Raw genomic sequence first — 18,982 nt, 5'->3', positions numbered from 1 at the left:
AATGCTTGAGCACCGATTTCTGCCTGTTCAATTTACGTAAGTTCCAACTCTAACGAAAGAAATAAATTGACTCTATCATCAGAAAAAACCAGGGTATTGGTCGTAGGCGCAGGAGCAATTGGTAGCTTTTATGGTGCGCTGCTCGCAGAGCGAGGCGCAGATGTCTCGGTTGTTTGTCGCTCCGACTTTGATGCAATCAAATCACATGGATTTGATATCGATAGTCCCTCACTCGGTCAGATGCATTTCACACCTGCGCAAGTTTTACAACACACGGCGGACTATCAGGGTGGCTGGCCCGATTATCTGATCCTCAGCGTCAAAGTCGTACATGGCGTGGACAGAGCCGCAATGATTAAAGATGCAGTCGGTCCCGATACCACCATCGTTCTGATCGAGAACGGGGTTGAAATCGAAGCAGAAATCGCTGCGGCTTTCCCCGACAATGAACTGATCAGCGCACTTGCGTACGTCCAGATCAGCCGCGTTGCGCCAGGCAAAGTCAAGCACCATGCCTTGGGCGACTTAACATTCGGCACTTATCCCAGTGGCATCTCATCGCGCTGCGAATTGTTAGCAAGCTTGCTGGAACGTGACGGTATTAAAATGACGCTGACCGACAATGTCGTCAAAGGGCGCTGGCATAAATGTGTTTGGAATGCGGTGTTTAACCCGATTTCTGTACTCGGCGGCGTACTCGATACGGCGTCTATTCTGGGACCTGACGAAGGCAAAGCACTAGTTAAAAAAGCCATGCTGGAGGTAATCGAAGTCGCGGCTGCAACCGACAATCCCTTGCCAGTAGCAATGGTCGACCAGTTCATCGAACGTACCAAAAATGGCCCTGCCTATAAAACGAGCATGGCATTGGATTTTGAAAACGGTCGTCCGATGGAAGTAGAAGTCATCCTAGGCAACGTCGTCCGGGCAGGACGCCGCGAGCAAGTGTCCATGCCAGTACTGGAGGCGATCTACGCCCTGATGAAAATGATCGATGCCAGAGACACGGCAAAATAGAATAGTACCCCGTCAACCTCCCCTGTTTATTCGGACTTCCAAGACTTATGCTCTAGGGCGCGCATAAACATTTGACACTTGCAACTGGGAATTTCAAAAAAACCCATACTCGAGCGCATCGCCTCTTTGCAAACCCTCCCAATAGCGACGTATTGCAGCGTCTAGGTTGTAACTTTGCCTCGCGCTGCATCTCGGTTAAAGGTTTTTTAGAAGCTCTCGACGAACAAACAAACCATTTTGAATACTCGCCAACTTTCGGATGACAAATAACGTGAAAAGTACGTCAAGTTAGTGAAAACCTCGTGATGCAAATATTTAAAAGATCGCTCATACTGGACTTCCGCTTTCGGCACTTTGCTGACATAGCGATTGGGTTTTAGTTTGAAACCAATATTTACGACAAATGCACGGTCGAGGGAAAGCAATGAGCGCGTTCGAACCTGTTGTAAAAGACGATATGAACCAGAGACCAGTGCCATCTGCTTGGCGAGGCGTATTTTCAGACATCGTGCACGCTATAAAAAATGGTGATTTAAGTCTAGTCGGTAGCATTAATGGAGTTACCGCAGTCTCTTCAGAAAAAGCATCAAAAATTACTGCAAGCATTAAAAACTACGGTGCGAATTTGGTTGACCTGTCTGAAGAGACTTGGAGTACATCTGTATGTCAATGGATGGGTAATCGCTGGGATGTATTGATTGACTTGTACACTGTAGAGGAAGGAGCCAGTGACTTGGTTTTGGAAGCGCGTGTTTACGAGAAAGATACGGATCACATTTTTGAGGTGCACTTTGTTTGTGTCCCGTGACGGCACAAACCGGCCAGTGGCGTATTAGCTCAAATTTCGAAAGGAATCAAATTTGTTTGATAGGATAGTTTCAATATTTCTTAAATTTGTGTTTTACATTCTGGCTGCTATTGTCGGGATACTTTATTGGATACTGCCAATTGCTGAGGCCTTCGCAGTTTTTTTTGGGGGATTGGTTATTTTTTTAATTTTATTTCCAATTGTCTTGAAAATTTCTCCGGCGTTTAAACAACTAGCCGAATCAGAATTTAAAAAAGAAAAGGCAAAAATGGATGACCGCGGGCAGGATGAGTTTAATGCTGCTTTCCCACAAGCAAATAAAGCGGTGGGAAAGGATTTAGATACAAAAATTGATAGCTGATTGCCTGCAGTCGACACTAAGCGGTCTATTGATGCGTCCTGTCAACGCGTCCGAATTTTCAGTATTTACTCGGTCATACAAGGTTTGAAGACGCCGGTGAAAAAAACCTTCGTAATTAGCATTCGGGTTTTCCATCATTGAGTCATCCGACACCAACCCCGTACAGCGTTCAATAATCAGCGCTAGACGTCGACATCTATGCCAGTAATTTCCATCGATCATCGTAATAGAGGTTTAACGATGACCTAAATGACTATGCATACGATTCATACCTGATCATCCACAGAAATCATTCGCGTTATTCCTCACATCGTCCTAAGCTGTATCTTCGTTTGATTTTGGGACAACGTTGGCACGAAGTTCAATCTCTCACTAATCAAATGGCGCGACAATTTACGGCAAGTAATTTCTAAAAATCTAAGCGTATCCGACCTGTCGATCTCATAACGTCAGGCTGATGCCGATCCTAGCTTCAATAGCCAACAGGAGACACCCATGGCCTATCAATTACGTCCTTTTGCGAAAGCAATATCTGCCTCAGTTTCGCTTTCAATCGCCGCCCTGCTGGCTCCGGCGGCACATGCAGAGAACGTCAAAATTGCGTTTATCGATGCTTTGTCGGGAACATTCGCACCTACGGGTCAGACTGCCTTGAAAAATTTTCAGATGGTGACTGAAGTTGCGAATAAGGAAAAATGGGCGGGACCGGCTAACACGATAGAAATGGTAGGCTTCGATGGGAAAGGTAGTCCACAAGAGTCGCTGACTCAACTGAAAATCGCGATTGATCAGGGCTATCATTACATCACTCAGGGCGGCGGATCAGGGGTGGCGCTGGCCTTGGTTGATGCCATCAACAAACATAATGAACGTAATCCGGGTAAAGAAATTGTGTATTTGGATTTTGCGGCGCTAGACCCAGACCTGACGAACAGCAAATGTAGTTTTTGGCATTTCCGCTTTGAGCCAAACTCTGACATGCGGATGGAAGCGCTGACGAGTTATTTAGCGAAAGACCCTAGTATTAAGAAAATTTATATCATCGGCCAAAACTACGCACTCGGGCACCAGGTCAGCCGCGCCGCCAAAGAATATCTGAAGCGTAAACGTCCTGATATTCAGATCGTCGGCGATGATTTGCACCCGATTGCTACCGTCAAAGATTTCTCTCCGTATGTCGCTAAAATCAAAGCCTCGGGTGCCGATGCGGTCATCACCGGCAACTGGGGCAATGATCTTGCGTTATTGATTAAAGCAGCAAAAGACGCTGATCTCAAAGCCAACTTTTATACCTACACCGCTTACACTACTGGTGTACCGACTGCAATGGGTGCTGCGGGTGTAGACCGGATTAAAAATGTTAGCAACTGGAATATCAATAATGAGGTGTTTGCCGGTAAAGATATGGCTGAAGCAGTTAAGAAGAAATACAATGAAGATTACTGGCTGATGTCTAGTCACAGCGCCATCACCATGTTAGCTAAGGCGATCAAAGATACCGGATCAACCGATCCGGTCAAAGTCGCTTTTGCGATGGAAGGCATGACGATCAAAAGCTATAACGGTAATGTAGAAATGCGTAAATCGGATCATCAGGCGCAGCAACCGATCTACATTACTAACTGGGTAAAAACGAACGGCAAGGATGTCAAATTTGATCAGGAAAATACTGGCTTTGGCTGGAAAACTGAGCAAAAAATTGATACCTTTGTGGCCTCGCAACCGACTTCATGTCAGATGAAGCGGCCTACCAGATAACCTCTTCAGCAACTAATGAAACGAGCACTACTATGATCAAAGTCCATCACCTGAATAACTCTCGCTCGCAGCGTATCTTATGGTTGTTAGAAGAACTGGGAGTCGATTACGACATCATCAACTATCAGCGCGATCCGGTGACACGGTTAGCACCTGCAGCGCTCAAAGCCATCCATCCTCTCGGTAAATCACCGGTCATTTCTGACGATGATTTAGTGGTAGCAGAGTCCGGTGCCATCATTGAATATCTGGTCAATAAATACGGCAATGGTCGTCTACGACCAAAGTCAGATACTGCGGCTTATATCAAATACTCTCAGTGGATGCATTTTGCTGAAGGTTCTGCGATGTTGCCGCTCTTGCTGGCTTTGTATGTTGGTCGTTTAGGTGAAGCTGGTGCACCATTGGGACCGCGGATCAGCAGCGAGATCGATAACCACATTAGCTACATCAGCGCGGAATTGGGTGACCAAGCATATTTGCTCGGAGATGAACTGAGTGCTGCCGATATTCAAATCAGTTTTGTTGTGGAAATTGCTGAAGCACGCAAGATGCTAGGCGCATATCCAAATCTGCAAGAGTATGCCAAACGGCTGCATGCCAATCCGGCATATATTCGTGCTTTAGAGCGTGGCGGTGCTTATACGCTGGGCGCCTGAATAGGAGTCTACATTTTTTAATTAAGCATAACGCCAGAGTTACTCTACTCTGGCGGTTTTATCTTTCGCTACCAGTCCAAACCTACCTCAAATCTAGCGCAAAAATTGTGTCACCGCTTGTGCAAATGCGTCTGGCTGTTCTATAGCACTCAGATGTGAAGCATTGTCTAAAATATGCAGTGAAGCGCCTGCTATCCCGTCTGCCAGAATCTGCGCCATTGCTACTGGCGTGCCTTGATCTGACACACCGGCGATCACCAGGCATGGCAAAGTAATTTGCGACAAGCGATCAGTGGTATCCACATTAGCAACTGCATCACAACATCGGATGTAAGCATCGCCATCTGTAGTAACTACCCGCTGACGGAAACGGGCAACCGTTGCAGGATGAGCAGCGCGAAAATCCTCGTGAAAATAGCGTGCCATCACGGCATCTGCAATCGCCTCTATACCCTGAGCACGTACCGTAGCAATACGTTGAGCCCAGACGTCGCGCGCGGCGGCAGTATATTGCGAGGTGGAATTAGCAATCACTAAGGCGCGTAGCAAACTGGGGTGCCGTAAAGCTAGCTCCTGCCCCACCATCCCGCCCATCGATAAACCGATCCACACCACCGGCCCAGTATCTAATTCGCGCAATAAGCTAGCGGCATCGTCGGCTAAATCAGCCATACTAAATTGCCCCAAGGGCGCGTCAGAACTGCCATGCCCACGATGGTCATAACAAATGACGCGGCAATCCGACGCAAGCACATTAGCGAGTTGATCCCACATCGTTAAGTCACAACCCAAGGCGTGACTTAGCACTATCGTATGACGGGGCACTTTACCATTACGTGCTTCTCGCACGCTGTAATGCAAGGCTGGCTTGCTATTAGTCCGCCCTTGCTTACCTGAGCCGGGATGACTGACTTCAAACGGTGAGAGCGGTTCTATTACGTAGCCTATCTCTGTACTGACTTCACGCAAAATCTTCAGTGCCAATGAGAAGCCGGTATTGGCTGCGGGTACGCCTGCATAGATCGCCGATTGCATTAGGACTTCTTTTAACTCATCTGGCGACAAGCGGTTGTCGGGCGCACCAAGCAAGGCGGCACGCAGATGTAACTCATACTCTTCCCAGCGACCAAGGGCAAGCGTCGTTGCCAGTACGATGACGCGGCGGGTTTTGTAATCCAGTCCGGGACGACCCCAAATATCATTCCAGGCAAAACGGCTAATTAACTGCTGAAATTCAGCGTTGAAGCTATTCGCATTATTGATAGAGCGATCAACCCAAGCATCGCCCAGAATAGTGCGTCGGTTTTGTAAACCGCGTTCAAGATCATGATTCAGTGGGTCGTAGCTCATCGTTTTTATGTGGGAAAAATAGTTAAAGTAAGTGGGCAGATGTACGCAAAATCAGCTACATCCGTGTTAATTATGATCATCAGCGTAAGGCCATCATTACTAAATATGCTTACTTGCTACGCCCTGCCGCAATGCCGCCAGTTGCGTACTTGCCAGCGCCGCGGCGCCTTCGGTTGCTACACGCGGATCAAACAGTTTTTGTAATATAGCCAGATCAATCACTTCGGATAAACGGGCATCGTTACGCACCACCTCTGTGACGACATCCAGCAAATGCATATGGTCGGCGACTGATTTTTGGGTCAGAGTTTCCATCAGGCTGTGTGCCTTTGGACGACCGATTACGCCCGCCAGATAAATAGAAATACTCTCGGCAAACACCAGTCCTTGTAGTGCATCGATATTCTCAAGCATGCGGGTACTATCGACTTGCAAACCCGCCATCGCCTCCGACAAGGCATTGACCGCGCCATGCGCACTCAGAAATAAGCTAGGCCATTCTGCTAATTCGGCCTGCCAGTTGCCCAAGCCACGTTCATGTTCTTGCCCCATATTCGCCAGTAGCGCGGCGGCGCGTTGTGGCGCTCTGGCTGCTGCAGCTAAGGCGATCATGCAAGACACAGGATTACGCTTATGCGGCATCGCCGATGAACCGCCACGACCTTTGCCCGAAGGCTCTGCCAGCTCTGCAATTTCGCCTTGCGCTAGCAGACTCAGATCGGTGGCAATTTTGCCCAGTGAGCCGACCAGCACGGCAACTTCCAGACCCAATCGCACCCATTCATCGCGCTGCGTATGCCAGGCTGCTGGCGGCAGGCTTAATCCCAAATCTACCGCCATACGCGCAGCAACCGCTGGCCCTTTTGCCCCCATCACCGCTAGCGTGCCGACTGCACCGCCGAGTTGCAAAGCCAAGGCGCGGGTGGCAGTCTGACGCAACTGCTCACGTGCGCGTACCAAGGGTGCAAGCCAGCTTATTAGTTTGAAGCCAAAACTGGTAACTTGCGCAGGCTGCATTAAAGTTCGTGCCAATATGGGCGTGTGCAAATGCTGCGCTGCCAGTTGTATCAAGCGTTGGATGAGTACTTGCAAGTCGCGCTCAATTAAGCTGATTGCCTGCCTGGTAGCTAACACCATGGCGGTATCAATCACGTCTTGGCTAGTGCTGCCCCAATGCACATGCGTGGCAGATTCTTCACTATAAAGCGCGACTGTTTTGGTCAGTTCTTTCACCAATGGTATTGCCAGACTACCTGCGCGCCGGCTGGCATTGACCATCACCGGGATATTGTAAAGCTGCGCATTGCAGACGCTGGCGATATCGCGTGCGGCGGTTTCTGGAATGATGCCCTCGGCTGCCTGAGCCTTGGCCAACGCAGCCTCAAACTGCAACATCGCCTGCACAATGGCAGCATCATCGAACACAGCAATCATGTCCGGCGTGGTCAAAAAATGTTCAAAAATCGATACGCTCATTGATCTCTACTTTGATTTATGACTGGCTAAATTGGTACGCTTAATTAGTACGCTCAATTGGTATGAGAGCCTGGTGCAAAACCAGATCGAAATTACTATACGGCTTGCGCAAAAATAGCATCAACGTAAGTCAGTTCCTAAGTTCAGATAAGTCAGCTTAAGTGCGAATCTGCTGATGCAGCATTAAAGTTAATTTAATATACTCCACCTATGTATATTTAAGTGTCCATATATTATCTGGACAATACGGAATATTTCTATAAAAACGTGGGGAGTATATTGGTTTTGTCAGTGAATTTTGCTATTAAATCATCGCCAGTAGATCGCCCGAAATCAGCCCGCAGCCCATCTCTGGTCAGCACACCAATACCAGCATCAATACCACTTACACATAGTCAAAAAAGACCGTCTCTTTATCTGTCTGCATCCAGATATCCCAACGGTAACTGCGCTCGGCCTGTTTGATCGCGATCAAAGTGATTCTACGCTCTGCTGGTACCTGCGTCAGAATCGGCGCATCAGCTAATCCAGCATCGTCCTCCAGGAACACCGCAGTAAATTGATGCTTGACCAAGCCACGCGCAAACACGGTCACAAACATGGCTGGCTGCCCGAGTTGCGCCGATTCTGTTGCCAGTGGCATCGATAGTGTAAATTGAAAACTACCGTCTTCAGCGCTGGGCACCCGCCGGAAACCCGGTATCGCATGCGCTGCTTCCACACTTGCGCTGCCGGGCAACCAAGCCTCGATCATCGCGTCATTCATTGGCGTGCCGTCACCGTCGTAAATCACGCCACTGATCGTGATGGTCGGTGCGCTACTGCTCATCTGTGCAGTTGCATCCACCGCCCAGCGCCATGCCTCATGCGAAAAAGGACCGATGGTTTGTGAAGTGGTCAGCAATACGCTCATGTCAGACGCTGTATTAGCCAACGCACCGCTTTGTTTTATCGTTGATGTCATATCGTTTCCTAGTCTGCCCAACCTGTTTACAAATCCATGGGCGTCGCATCGCGACCGCGCAAGACAATATCAAATTCATAGCCCAGCATTTTGTCATCCACCGTTTCGTCCATACTGAAACGGGCGATCAAACGCTGACGCGCTGCCAGATCGGGAATACTCTGAAAAATCGGGTCGTAGTCAAACAAAGGATCGCTAGGAAAATACATCTGCGTTACCAGACGTTGCGCATACACATTGCCGAAAAGCGAAAAGTGAATATGCGCAGGCCGCCAGGCTTTATGATGATTACCCCAAGGGTAAGGACCAGGCTTGATGGTCACAAAACGATAACGCCCGTCGTCATCCGTAAGCATCTTGCCGAAGCCATAAAAATTAGGATCAAGCGGCGCATCATGCTGATCACGTTTATGCCAGTAGCGTCCTGCTGCATTGCATTGCCATACTTCCAGCAAAGAATTGCGTACTGGCTTGCCATCTTCATCCAAAACGCGACCAGTGATCACAATTTTTTCGCCCAAGGGCTGGCTTTGACCATGCGCAGTCAGATCCATATCATTTGGCAAAATCAAGCTAGGGCTTACGGTGATATTGGTCTCTACAGGTTCCGCAGCGACGATACGCAATGCCGCTTGCGTTGGGCCACGTTTGATCGTGGATTTATATGAGGGATAAATGAGGGTTGGGTACAGTCCCGCCTCTACGGAATCAAACTTCACAGCGTGCTCCTATGTTTTGTCTGGCTTAAGTGCTTAAGTGCCTGGATGTCTATGCATCATCGATTGTTGATCGCTCTGACTAGGTTGGCAGAGCAGAAGATCATGCAGAAAGATAGATCGTGACGGAATAAAGATCAAGTCGGACGATTCCAAAAAAGACGCAATCTCGTAAATATGTGCGATGTACGCACGACTCATTATTTTCATCAAGAATACATGCGGTGTTCCATCTGATTTGCATCAGAAAAACACAAACTTCAGCCACCATTTTTTAGATATCGCTCATGCACTCGTTCCTACTTTTTGTTTAAACTCTTTGGGAGACAATCCCACTTGCCGTTTAAAAAATCGAGTGAAATAAGACGGGTCCGAAAACCCCAGCGTATACGACAACACACTAATACTCATCGATGTGTAGACCAGATTACGCTTGGCTTCTAATGTTAGGCGCTCATGAATTAAACCCAGCGCCGATTGCCCGACCGTCTGGCGACATAAGGCATTTAAATGGGCTGCCGTAATACCAAGCTGATCGGCATAATAAGAAACTGCTTGATGCGTCGTGTAGTGCAACTCAATCAATTCAGAAAAACGTGGAAAATGCGTTCCTCGCCGGGTAGAGGTCTGGCTTAATACCGCGGCACTGAGCTTGTTTTGGAGGCGATCTTTTTGCAGCGCATTTGCTGGTGTTAAAGCTACCGTTTCGCTGCGAGTCAGCCAGATCAGGATACTCGCCAGCAGCGACTCAATCAATTGGGCGCGATGCGGCAATCTGCCGCGATACTCATTGTCCAGCATCGTGAACGCAGCCTGAATATACCGACTCTCTTCATCGTTTTTTAATGCATGAATGTTGGCGACTGTTAACGCGCTGATGTTGTTGATGCTAGTTATTGTGTCGCTAGCGTGCAGTCGTGATTCGCCCATCGATTGCGGCATTTTTTGCATCCGTTTCTGCATTAGTTGCGGCCTCAGTTGCTGCATCAAATTTTGTATCAGCGGATAAGCAATCGTGACCACATGCCCGATGGCATCGCGTTTGAATTTAAAACCATGCACGCACATCTGCGGCAGCATCAAAATCTGCCCCGCCTTCATTTCATATTGAAGATCATCCAGTTGAATTTTTGCACTGCCCGCTACCAGATATAAAATCTGGAATAAGCCATTATGCTGATGTGTTGCAATATGCCAATTGTGCAAGCGGCTACGTGCTGCAATTGACTCGCAGTGCACCATATCGGCCATTGGCCATGGATCGCTTTCGCCATATAACTTGTAGATAGGGATGCTTTTTTGTTCTGTCATACAACGCTCAAGATAGTTCAGAAGAAAAATTTCAAATGGTACCTAATCTGCCAAAAGTACCATTTATAAATAAATAAATCCATTTCAAATAATCCGTTACAGGAACATCATAGTAAAAAAATGGCGACGTAATTCCATGCAATGACGCCATGATGAATAACAACGGAGACCATTAAAATGAAAACCCAAGTCGCAATTATTGGCGCTGGTCCATCGGGACTATTGCTCGGTCAGCTATTGCAATTACAAGGTATAGACACGGTGATTTTGGAAGCGAAATCGCCAGAGTACGTGTTGCAAAGAATCCGCGCAGGTGTGCTGGAACAAGGTACGACTGATCTGATCCGGGAAGCAAAAGCAGGTGCCCGTATGGATAAAGAAGGTCAGATTCATGAGGGATTTACGCTGGCGTTTAACGGACGCAATGAACACATCGATCTGAAATCCTTAACCAATGGCAAAACCGTGATGGTGTATGGCCAGACAGAAGTAACGCGGGACCTGATGCAGGCACGGTCAGATGCAGGGGCACTGAGTATTTACGAAGCCAGCGATGTGCAGTTACATGATTTTTATACCGATAAGCCACGCGTCACATTTACCAAAGACGGAGAACACATCGAACTAAGCTGCGGCTATATTGCAGGCTGCGATGGCTTCCATGGCGTATCGCGCAAATCTGTTCCAGTGGATGCAATCAAAACCTTTGAACGCATCTACCCTTTTGGCTGGCTGGGTATTTTATCTGCCACACCACCAGTTGCTAATGAATTAATTTACGCCAACCATGAACGCGGCTTTGCCTTGTGCAGCATGCGTTCCGCCGTATTAAGCCGCTACTACGTGCAATGCCCGCTGGATGACAAAGTAGAGGACTGGTCGGATCAGCGATTTTGGGATGAGTTAAAAACTCGCTTACCTGCCCATGTCGCAACAGATCTGGTGACTGGCGATTCGATCGAAAAAAGTATCGCGCCGCTGCGCAGTTTTGTCGCCGAGCCAATGACTTTCGGACGCTTGTTTTTAGTCGGTGACGCTGCTCATATTGTTCCGCCAACGGGCGCAAAAGGACTTAATCTGGCCGCCAGCGATGTGTACACTTTGTACCACTGCCTGCGTAAAACATATCACGACGGTCGGGTCGATATCCTTGGAAAATACTCAGAACTCTGCCTGCGTCGCATCTGGAAAGCCGAGCGCTTTTCCTGGTGGATGACGTCGGTGCTGCATAAGTTCTCCGATGACCCTTTTGCACAGAAAATGCAATCGGCAGAGCTGGAGTATTACACCAGTTCATTAGCAGGGCGCACCACGATCGCAGAAAATTATGTTGGCCTGCCCTATGAGAAAGTACTTTGAGAAAGCACTTTGAACAACTGCTATGAGTAAGTAGTACTGGCAAGCGGTCTAACGTAGCTCAACATCAAGAGACACTAACCGGAATACAAGCTAAAAGATAAGTCGAGATATAAGCCAAGATATTCAAATTTTGAATAGTCGATATGGCGAAATGAAATTAGCGTTATAACTGGCTCCGCGATATGCTGCACTGCATCATTACTGCAAACCAACGGAGCCCGTTATGTCTATCATTGAATACTTGCCAATCGCTTTCGTCATCGCCGCATTTGCATTGCGGTTATATGTTTCTTCTCAAGATGCGTTTGCGAAGGCATTGAATTCTGTTGCAGACAAATCTGTTGCAGACAAATCTGTTGCAGACAAATCTGTTGCAGACAAATCTGTAGCAGAACAATTTAGCCGGAGATTGCCACCTCCTGGTCTAGAAATTGCAACTAAATCACAGACAAACAGCTCTGTCACAGGCAGCGGCAAAAATACCAGACATTTGATGGCAGTTCCTCAATAAGCCATCTGCTCGTCGCGGTAAGGAAATTGATCTTGATTCATAGCTAGTGCGAATCAGCTGTCAAATTTAACTATTTTAAAAATGCCAAATTGTGAAAACAGTTTGGCATTTTTATTTGCAACCGACATTCATGCTTGCATAGGTTTTGGACCCAAATTGCCGTTTTTTATCGCGAGCAATACAGCGGCGATAAAACCCAAAGGTACGGCTAACACATTCAGCACTGTCCAAACCGGTGTCACCAGCGATGCGGCAAGAAGTTCTACTACTGAGCTTAAATTTGGCTCTGGCAAAACGATAAAAATAAACTTTGCTTGCCAATATAGCCAGCCAAAAAGAATACCGCCAAAACACCATTTCGCGACGTCACGTACCGGAGATAGCGTACGAAGTGTGATCCAAGACCAGATTGCAGAAAGAAGGAAGCATGGGAAAGCAAACGTCGTGGCCTCAAGTACGAACAATGCCAACACCTTATGCTGACTTCCAAAAAAATCAAAATAGCCGTTGGGAATCTGGATAGCAGATAGCATGCCGCCCAAATAGACGAAAACGTTATACAAAAACAAACCAGAAAAAAAGGCTGTGACTACGCGCACTTTACTCATGATGCTCTCCAAGTTTCAGGTGAATTTCATCTCGACAGCAGGTCAGTACAAGCTTCTAACAGATAAAACAATTCTTTACGATAATTTACGTAAATTTAAGAAAATAACTCGCCGTAGACAACGCAAATACCAACTTTACTTCTCTGCGGCGGGTGTTTCTGTTTATCGTAAAACCTATAGGTTAGAAACCTAATCTAGTACTTAAAACAAGGCTACGCTAGCGAAATAGCTAGTCATTTTCATATCCGATTCATAATCTTGGTTGCGGATTATGAATTACTTATGGATTACTCAAACGTCGGCCAAAACTAACAGCGTAAGCCGCAGGTCTTGCCAACAAAATCGGATCATCAGATGGTGCAATCCCATCCAGTAAAGTGAGTGGATTGAACATCGTGCCTTTTTCAAATTTGCTTCCATCTGCGTGTACCGAACGCAAAGTCAGCGTACCTAACTCGACGATTTTTCTGGTGTCTGGCCAGACTTGAGTACCGTCATTAATGGCATCATCTTTTTCTGCCAGCTGAACAGAAATACGGAACTTGACTGGCTCTTTTTTTAACCTGACTGGCAGCTCATCCATCAAGTAATTTGGTGTCGCTTTTTCTGTCTCTTCCGCACTCAAAAATTGTTGCCCTGCAAGTGGTTCTATTCGGTAACGACCGAAATGACTTTCCCCTTTTGCATTGGTAAATTTAAATGCATTGACACCGTAAAAAGCCTGGGTCGCAAAGCTGACCGGAGCGGGCTTAGGCATGGTGACAAACTTAAGCGTTGCAGGGTGTGTTGCCAAGAAATTTTCTACTAGCGTTGGCTTGGCAACACCGGGTCCGCTGGCCTCTATCGCCTTAAGGAAAGTCAAAAAATCCTCCGGCGTACCGACAGGAAAACCATTAGTAGAAATCACCACCATATCTGTGCTGACACCCTTGGGCAAATCAAACCGGATTGCCATACCTTTAGGGAAGCCGTTGCCATTGGCATCCGGAATATTTGGTACGCCAGACGCATTAGAAAAACGCACTGTGACTTTGCTGGCGGTGCGTTGTAAGTGCGCCGCTTTGGTGATGCTGGCGGCGCTTGGCGCTGGCACAAATTCACCAATAGTGACAATCCCTTTTGCATGGTTGGCGCGATAACCCGCATGCGGACCTCCTGCCAGCTTGGTTAGAGAATCGACGATTTGTTCTGTTACCGGTTTATTTGAGGATGCATCAGGTGCGGCGGCTGTTTGTGCGTTCGCGCTGGTGTAACTGCTTAACGTAGTCAGTGCTATTACAGCAAGCGTCATTGCGGTGATAGAAAATGAAGTCGATCTCAATAATGCTGGCATGATTTTTCCTTTTCTTGATTAATGAAAGTGGGTATAAATTTGGCTGGCGGGAACGGCAAGTATGGAGTTAAAAATTGGGCACAAAACTTCTGTGTGGAGCTTGAGATTTAATGTTCGCATTATTTTGGACTAGATTCCAGAATTGCGCTGAGCAGCTAAAAGTCGTGCGTCCAATGCACTTTGCAATATCACTTTATAATTTGCGCGATACTCAAATAAGCTTGTCAGCATCAATGGCGATGCGAACGGAAATTTACCTAACTCCGCTGATGAGTTACATCAACATCCTGCACTGCAAACTATCTAGACGGAGTCACTCCATGTCCCAACTTTTTTCCGCTTTTTCTGTCGGTTCCTTAACATTAAAAAATCGTATCGTGATTGCACCGATGTGCCAATACTCAGCGAAGAATGGTGACGCCACCGACTGGCATATGATCCATTTGGGTAGCATGGCTTTATCTGGTGCAGGCTTGCTGATTATCGAAGCGACGGCAGTCGAACCCGAAGGTCGCATTACGCCAGAAGATTTGGGTTTGTGGTCCGATAGCAATGAGGCAGCGCTGAAAAAAGTGATTCATGCCATTCGTACCTATTCCAATATGCCGGTAGCGATCCAGCTCGCGCACGCAGGTCGCAAAGCCTCTAGTCATACACCGTGGGATGGTGGCCAGTTGATATCCGAGGCGGACGGTGGCTGGGCGACTTTTGCACCGTCGGCAATCCCGCAAAATGTAGGAGAAGCATTGCCAATTGCGCTAGATAAAGCAGGCATGCAACGTATCATCCAAAATTTTGTTGCCGCCGCCAAGCGCTCACACAATCTGGGGCTGGATGCAATTGAGGTGCATGCGGCACATGGCTATTTGCTGCACGAATTTTTATCGCCTGTTGCTAACCATCGTACTGACGAATACGGTGGCACGCTAGAAAACAGAATGCGTTTCCCGCTGGAAGTGTTTGCAGCCATTCGCGCAGCGGTGCCAGCGAGCATGCCAGTTGGGATCAGAATCTCCGGCACAGATTGGCTTGAAGGCGGTTGGGATATCGATCAGAGCGTGGTGTTTGGCAATGCGCTGAAAAAGCTGGGATGCGACTTTGTACATGTCTCCAGCGGAGGTATCTCACCATTACAAAAAATCCCGCTGGGTGACAATTACCAAGTACCGATGGCAGAAAAAATGCGCAAAGAAACCGGCCTGCCTACCATCGCAGTCGGCCTGATTACTGACGCAAAAAATGCCGAAGCGATTGTAGCCGAAGGTCAGGCAGACATGGTGGCATTAGCACGCGGCATGCTGTTTGACCCACACTGGCCTTGGCATGCTGCAGCAGAATTAGGCGCCCAAGTAGAAGCGCCAAAACAATACTGGCGCTCACAACCAAGGGGGCTGAATAGCTTGTTTGGCGATGTCAAAATTGGATCGCGTTAACAGTTTAGAATAGCTAGGAACAGCTAGTAACACCGCAAAAAATATCTCCTGCGTTACGCAAGAATTTAGTATTACTTTCCTCTCCCGCTAGCGGGAGAGGAAGCGTGAAGCTAGCAAAGTACAGGCTTAACGACTAACAAAAACTGCCTGCAAGACAGCAAGAATCAATATACTCCCCCTTGAATATCCAAAAAAACCCTGATTACCCAATGATTCTCTGGACGATTAAAAATACCCTACCAGAGTATTCATATCAAGTTATGCTTAACTCCAGCTCAAATCCACCCGACTCAAAGGCAATTGACGTACTCGCTTGCCAGTAGCGGCAAAAATTGCATTGCACACTGCCGGAGCTAATGGTGGAAAAGCGGGCTCACCTAAACCGGTGACTGGGAAGTCGGTTTTTAAAAAATGAACCTCAATTTTTGGCGGCGTTGTGGCGATCCTTAGTAAGGGATATTCGTGGAAATTGCTTTGTACAATGCGACCTTTTTCGATGTTCAGTTCGGGATACATCAGCGTGCTCAAACCGTCAATCACTGAGCCTTGTACCTGACTTTCTGCACCGCTCAGGTTGACGATTTGTGCACCAATATCTGACACGACAACAACCCGGTCAACTTTCAATTCGCCTTGTTTTGATACCGTTACTTCAGCAACTTCTGCGATGTAACCGCGATGGCTGAAGTGGAAGGCGATGCCCTGCCCCTGACCACGTGCAAAGGTTTTTTTGCCCCAGCCGGATTTGTCCGCGACTTCTTGCAGCACGCGCTTCATGCGTCCTACGTTATACGGCTGACCGCGCTCGCCAGTACCGGGGACAATTTCTTTATCTCCCAAAATCTCTAAACGAAACGCGACCGGATCACGGCCAGCAGCATGCGCCAGCTCGTCAATAAAACTGTGGAAAACCCAGGCAAACACATTGCTGCCGGGTGCGCGCCACGGTCCCATGGGAATACCGCATTCAATCGCGGTTTGTTCCAAAAGACAGTTTTCTACCCAGCGCCCGGGGAACTCATCACCGCTCAAACTACCACCGCTACCAGGTTGCAATACGCTGGCACCGTCCCGAGTGACACGATTGGCAAAAGTCACAAAGTGATTGTGCCAGGCGACCAGCTTGCCTTTTGCATCCAGCCCACCACGTAAAAAATGGAAACCGCCAGCGCGAAAATGATCATGCTGCAAATCATCCTCACGCGACCAGGTCAGTTTGACCGGGGCTCGCACTTTGAGTGCAATCGCAGCGGCTTCGACCACATAGTCCGAACTCAGGCGACGTCCAAACCCACCGCCACTGCGGGTGAGGTGTAAGCTAATTTTTTCTTTGGGAATATTCAGCGTAGTCGCCACCAAATTTTGGCCCGATGCCGGATTTTGGGTCGGCGCCCATAATTCCAAACTACCGTCAGCAGGCTTAAACCACGCAGTGCAATTTTGCGGCTCCATGCTGGCATGCGAGATAAACGGGTATTGATACGCTGCTTCCACCGTTTTCGCCGCCACTTTTAAGGCTGCAGGTGTATCGCCGTCTTTGCGTAGAGTGCTTGCGCCAGCTTGCTTAGAGAGTGTTTTGGATTCGGCGACAAAACCGTCCCAACTTTGGCTGGCGAACTTACCTTCATCCCACACCACTTTTAGCTGCTTGCGTGCGCTGAACGCAGCCCAGGTGGATGTCGCAATAATCGCAACGCCAGGTAACAAGGCGTTGACGCTGCCGCTGCCTTCCACCACAAACACATCGCGGATACCGGGCAATAATTTGACAGCATCCAGATTGGCGCTGACGACTTTGCCACCAAACACGGGACACTTTACAAACACGGCGTACACCATGCCAGGCAACTTGACATCAATCCCGAACAAAGGCTTGCCGCTGACCACGGCACCGTTATCGACACCGCCAATCCGGGTGCCTAATAATTTAAATTTTGCCGGGTCTTTTAAAACCACTTGCTTCGCATCGGGTACTGGCAGCGTGGCGGCCTTCGCCACCAGTGCGCCATAGCCAAGCTGGCGTTTGCTGGGACCATGCGTGACCATACTATTTTCCGCCGTGCATTCACTGGCAGGTACGCCCCAGGTCAGCGCCGCGGCGGACACCAGCATGGTGCGAGCGGTCGCACCTAACCGATGGAATTCCGTGTAATTAGTCGGAGTGGAGGTAGAACCACCTGCACCTTGACTGCCATACGCCGGGTTCAGATCGCCCTGCACAATGCGCACATCTTTCCAATTCACTTCCAACTCTTCAGCGATTACCATCGGTAAGGAAGTCTTAATCCCCTGACCGATCTCCGGCTGTTTAGAAATCAATGTCACCACACCATCGGGCGCGATGCGGATGAATGCATTAGGGACAAAATCCGCCGCTGAATCTGCCGATGCGAGTGCATCAGGCTTGGCAACTTTGCCTTCTGCGCTGTTGGACTGATTCCAGTAAAACCCCAGCATCAGACCGCCGCTGGCGATCATGGAATTACGTAAAAACCGACGACGTCCGTTCAGTTCCAGATCGTCTGGGTTGGCAGTATTTGTGATTGGCTGTGATGTCGCGGTTTTCATTTGCTGACTTTCTCTTTTTTGGCCACTGATGCAGTAGAAGAGTTAGCAGATATCTCTGCCGCGCGGTGAATGCCCGCTCTGATTCTGACGTAGGTAGCGCAGCGACATAAATTGCCTGTCATCGCACTATCAATGTCTGCATCGCTAGGTTGCGGATGCTGTTTCAGCAAGGCCGCAGCGGTCATGATTTGTCCCGCCTGACAGTAACCACATTGCGGCACATCCAGCTCTTGCCATGCCTGCTGTAAAGGGTGCATGGCTTTGGCATCCAAGCCTTCGATCGTGGTGACTTTTTTATGTCCTAGCGTCGACACCGGTGTCACACAAGATCGTGTCGGCACGCCGTCAATATGTACCGTACACGCGCCGCATAGTCCCATGCCGCAACCATATTTGGTGCCCGGCAAATCCAGACTATCGCGTAAAGCCCATAATAAGGGTGTGTCAGGTTCCAGCTCGACAGGTCGGGCTTGGCCGTTGATGTTCAGGGTATATTTGCTCATGGCAGTGGCGGCTTGAGGAGGGAAATAGGTATCCTAACGCAATCTATCTTTTATTTCTGCGGCACTCCATACCAGCGATACAATCGGTTACATTGGCAACCGGCTTACTCATCACTTCCTCAGAATAGTGATATATCTGAGAACCTTAATTCTTTGTGGTGACGGCTAGGCAATCAAGCTATTCTCACGATTTTTAACTGCGTAACAACTAAACATACGCTACTAACCGTGTTCTCACTTGAAGAAC

Annotated in this window: 17 protein-coding genes; 8 read left to right on the top strand and 9 right to left on the bottom strand. The window is 48.3% G+C overall.

Features of this window, described 5'->3' with window-relative positions:
• Positions 1-66: 66 nt before the first annotated feature.
• From AAKU61_RS06895 to AAKU61_RS06875, 5 genes are all read left to right on the top strand, one after another.
• Positions 67-1,017 (top strand): ketopantoate reductase family protein, encoded by a 951-nt coding sequence (locus AAKU61_RS06895; RefSeq protein ID WP_354330766.1) that lies wholly within the window; start codon positions 67-69, stop codon positions 1,015-1,017.
• A gap of 424 nt (positions 1,018-1,441) precedes the next feature.
• Entirely contained in the window at positions 1,442-1,825 is a 384-nt protein-coding gene (locus tag AAKU61_RS06890; protein WP_354330764.1) for a DUF7668 domain-containing protein, read from the top strand.
• Between the two features lie 52 nt (positions 1,826-1,877).
• Positions 1,878-2,186 carry a hypothetical protein gene (locus AAKU61_RS06885; RefSeq protein ID WP_354330762.1) on the top strand — a complete coding sequence of 103 codons (309 nt, stop codon included), beginning with the start codon at positions 1,878-1,880 and terminating at the stop codon, positions 2,184-2,186.
• Between the two features lie 495 nt (positions 2,187-2,681).
• Positions 2,682-3,944, top strand: a complete 1,263-nt coding sequence (locus AAKU61_RS06880; protein WP_354330760.1) for a branched-chain amino acid ABC transporter substrate-binding protein — start codon at positions 2,682-2,684, stop codon at positions 3,942-3,944.
• Between the two features lie 32 nt (positions 3,945-3,976).
• Complete coding sequence (locus AAKU61_RS06875; protein ID WP_354330758.1) at positions 3,977-4,603, top strand: glutathione S-transferase family protein; 627 nt, start codon at positions 3,977-3,979, stop codon at positions 4,601-4,603.
• 93 nt (positions 4,604-4,696) lie between these two features.
• Here the strand turns inward: AAKU61_RS06875 and pcaCD are convergent, their stop codons facing one another.
• The 5 genes from pcaCD to AAKU61_RS06850 all read right to left on the bottom strand — a co-directional run bounded on the left by pcaCD (position 4,697) and on the right by AAKU61_RS06850 (position 10,420).
• Positions 4,697-5,953 (bottom strand): bifunctional 4-carboxymuconolactone decarboxylase/3-oxoadipate enol-lactonase PcaCD, encoded by a 1,257-nt coding sequence (gene pcaCD / locus AAKU61_RS06870; protein WP_354330756.1) that lies wholly within the window; start codon positions 5,951-5,953, stop codon positions 4,697-4,699.
• Positions 5,954-6,052: 99 nt separating this feature from the next.
• A complete protein-coding gene (gene pcaB / locus AAKU61_RS06865) occupies positions 6,053-7,429 on the bottom strand; it encodes a 3-carboxy-cis,cis-muconate cycloisomerase (protein ID WP_354330754.1) in 1,377 nt (458 codons plus the stop codon).
• Positions 7,430-7,814: 385 nt separating this feature from the next.
• Positions 7,815-8,342: a peptidase associated/transthyretin-like domain-containing protein gene (locus AAKU61_RS06860; RefSeq protein WP_354330807.1), complete on the bottom strand. Its 528-nt coding sequence runs from the start codon at positions 8,340-8,342 to the stop codon at positions 7,815-7,817.
• A 77-nt stretch (positions 8,343-8,419) separates the two neighbouring features.
• Positions 8,420-9,112 carry a protocatechuate 3,4-dioxygenase subunit beta gene (gene pcaH / locus AAKU61_RS06855; RefSeq protein WP_354330752.1) on the bottom strand — a complete coding sequence of 231 codons (693 nt, stop codon included), beginning with the start codon at positions 9,110-9,112 and terminating at the stop codon, positions 8,420-8,422.
• Between the two features lie 282 nt (positions 9,113-9,394).
• Positions 9,395-10,420: a helix-turn-helix domain-containing protein gene (locus AAKU61_RS06850; RefSeq protein ID WP_354330751.1), complete on the bottom strand. Its 1,026-nt coding sequence runs from the start codon at positions 10,418-10,420 to the stop codon at positions 9,395-9,397.
• 177 nt (positions 10,421-10,597) lie between these two features.
• Between AAKU61_RS06850 and pobA the strand changes: the two genes are divergently transcribed.
• Together pobA and AAKU61_RS06840 are read left to right on the top strand one after the other, a co-directional pair.
• The gene (gene pobA / locus AAKU61_RS06845; RefSeq protein ID WP_354330749.1) at positions 10,598-11,779 is read left to right on the top strand and encodes a 4-hydroxybenzoate 3-monooxygenase; all 1,182 of its coding nucleotides are present in this window, start codon (positions 10,598-10,600) and stop codon (positions 11,777-11,779) included.
• 223 nt (positions 11,780-12,002) lie between these two features.
• Entirely contained in the window at positions 12,003-12,290 is a 288-nt protein-coding gene (locus AAKU61_RS06840) for a hypothetical protein (protein WP_354330747.1), read from the top strand.
• Positions 12,291-12,418: 128 nt separating this feature from the next.
• Here AAKU61_RS06840 and AAKU61_RS06835 read toward each other — a convergent pair whose 3' ends face one another.
• Both AAKU61_RS06835 and AAKU61_RS06830 read right to left on the bottom strand, forming a co-directional pair.
• Positions 12,419-12,898 (bottom strand): hypothetical protein, encoded by a 480-nt coding sequence (locus AAKU61_RS06835; RefSeq protein WP_354330745.1) that lies wholly within the window; start codon positions 12,896-12,898, stop codon positions 12,419-12,421.
• A gap of 280 nt (positions 12,899-13,178) precedes the next feature.
• Positions 13,179-14,231 (bottom strand): catalase family peroxidase, encoded by a 1,053-nt coding sequence (locus tag AAKU61_RS06830; protein ID WP_354330743.1) that lies wholly within the window; start codon positions 14,229-14,231, stop codon positions 13,179-13,181.
• Between the two features lie 320 nt (positions 14,232-14,551).
• On the opposite strand from AAKU61_RS06830, the gene AAKU61_RS06825 reads away from it, so the two are divergent.
• Positions 14,552-15,664, top strand: coding sequence for an NADH:flavin oxidoreductase/NADH oxidase (locus tag AAKU61_RS06825; protein WP_354330742.1), 1,113 nt, complete (start codon positions 14,552-14,554; stop codon positions 15,662-15,664).
• Between the two features lie 264 nt (positions 15,665-15,928).
• Here the strand turns inward: AAKU61_RS06825 and AAKU61_RS06820 are convergent, their stop codons facing one another.
• Both AAKU61_RS06820 and AAKU61_RS06815 read right to left on the bottom strand, forming a co-directional pair.
• Entirely contained in the window at positions 15,929-18,232 is a 2,304-nt protein-coding gene (locus AAKU61_RS06820; RefSeq protein WP_354330741.1) for a xanthine dehydrogenase family protein molybdopterin-binding subunit, read from the bottom strand.
• Complete coding sequence (locus AAKU61_RS06815; protein WP_354330740.1) at positions 18,229-18,735, bottom strand: (2Fe-2S)-binding protein; 507 nt, start codon at positions 18,733-18,735, stop codon at positions 18,229-18,231. The genes AAKU61_RS06820 and AAKU61_RS06815 overlap by 4 nt, the downstream gene beginning before the upstream one ends.
• Positions 18,736-18,982 lie beyond the last annotated feature (247 nt).

It is taken from the genome of Undibacterium sp. GrIS 1.2, from assembly GCF_040544435.1.
Classification (GTDB): domain Bacteria; phylum Pseudomonadota; class Gammaproteobacteria; order Burkholderiales; family Burkholderiaceae_D; genus Undibacterium.
This window is presented reverse-complemented; position numbering and strand designations above follow the sequence as displayed.

What these genes read in the sequence shown, in the direction of transcription:
- AAKU61_RS06890 (WP_354330764.1), top strand. Translation starts at nt 1,442, where the DNA reads ATGAGCGCGTTCGAACCTGTTGTAAAAGACGATATGAACCAGAGACCA.
- AAKU61_RS06880 (WP_354330760.1), top strand. Translation starts at nt 2,682, where the DNA reads ATGGCCTATCAATTACGTCCTTTTGCGAAAGCAATATCTGCCTCAGTT.
- AAKU61_RS06875 (WP_354330758.1), top strand. Translation starts at nt 3,977, where the DNA reads ATGATCAAAGTCCATCACCTGAATAACTCTCGCTCGCAGCGTATCTTA.
- pcaCD (WP_354330756.1), bottom strand. Translation starts at nt 5,953, where the DNA reads ATGAGCTACGACCCACTGAATCATGATCTTGAACGCGGTTTACAAAAC.
- pcaB (WP_354330754.1), bottom strand. Translation starts at nt 7,429, where the DNA reads ATGAGCGTATCGATTTTTGAACATTTTTTGACCACGCCGGACATGATT.
- AAKU61_RS06860 (WP_354330807.1), bottom strand. Translation starts at nt 8,342, where the DNA reads ATGAGCGTATTGCTGACCACTTCACAAACCATCGGTCCTTTTTCGCAT.
- AAKU61_RS06850 (WP_354330751.1), bottom strand. Translation starts at nt 10,420, where the DNA reads ATGACAGAACAAAAAAGCATCCCTATCTACAAGTTATATGGCGAAAGC.
- pobA (WP_354330749.1), top strand. Translation starts at nt 10,598, where the DNA reads ATGAAAACCCAAGTCGCAATTATTGGCGCTGGTCCATCGGGACTATTG.
- AAKU61_RS06840 (WP_354330747.1), top strand. Translation starts at nt 12,003, where the DNA reads ATGTCTATCATTGAATACTTGCCAATCGCTTTCGTCATCGCCGCATTT.
- AAKU61_RS06835 (WP_354330745.1), bottom strand. Translation starts at nt 12,898, where the DNA reads ATGAGTAAAGTGCGCGTAGTCACAGCCTTTTTTTCTGGTTTGTTTTTG.
- AAKU61_RS06830 (WP_354330743.1), bottom strand. Translation starts at nt 14,231, where the DNA reads ATGCCAGCATTATTGAGATCGACTTCATTTTCTATCACCGCAATGACG.
- AAKU61_RS06825 (WP_354330742.1), top strand. Translation starts at nt 14,552, where the DNA reads ATGTCCCAACTTTTTTCCGCTTTTTCTGTCGGTTCCTTAACATTAAAA.
- AAKU61_RS06820 (WP_354330741.1), bottom strand. Translation starts at nt 18,232, where the DNA reads ATGAAAACCGCGACATCACAGCCAATCACAAATACTGCCAACCCAGAC.
- AAKU61_RS06815 (WP_354330740.1), bottom strand. Translation starts at nt 18,735, where the DNA reads ATGAGCAAATATACCCTGAACATCAACGGCCAAGCCCGACCTGTCGAG.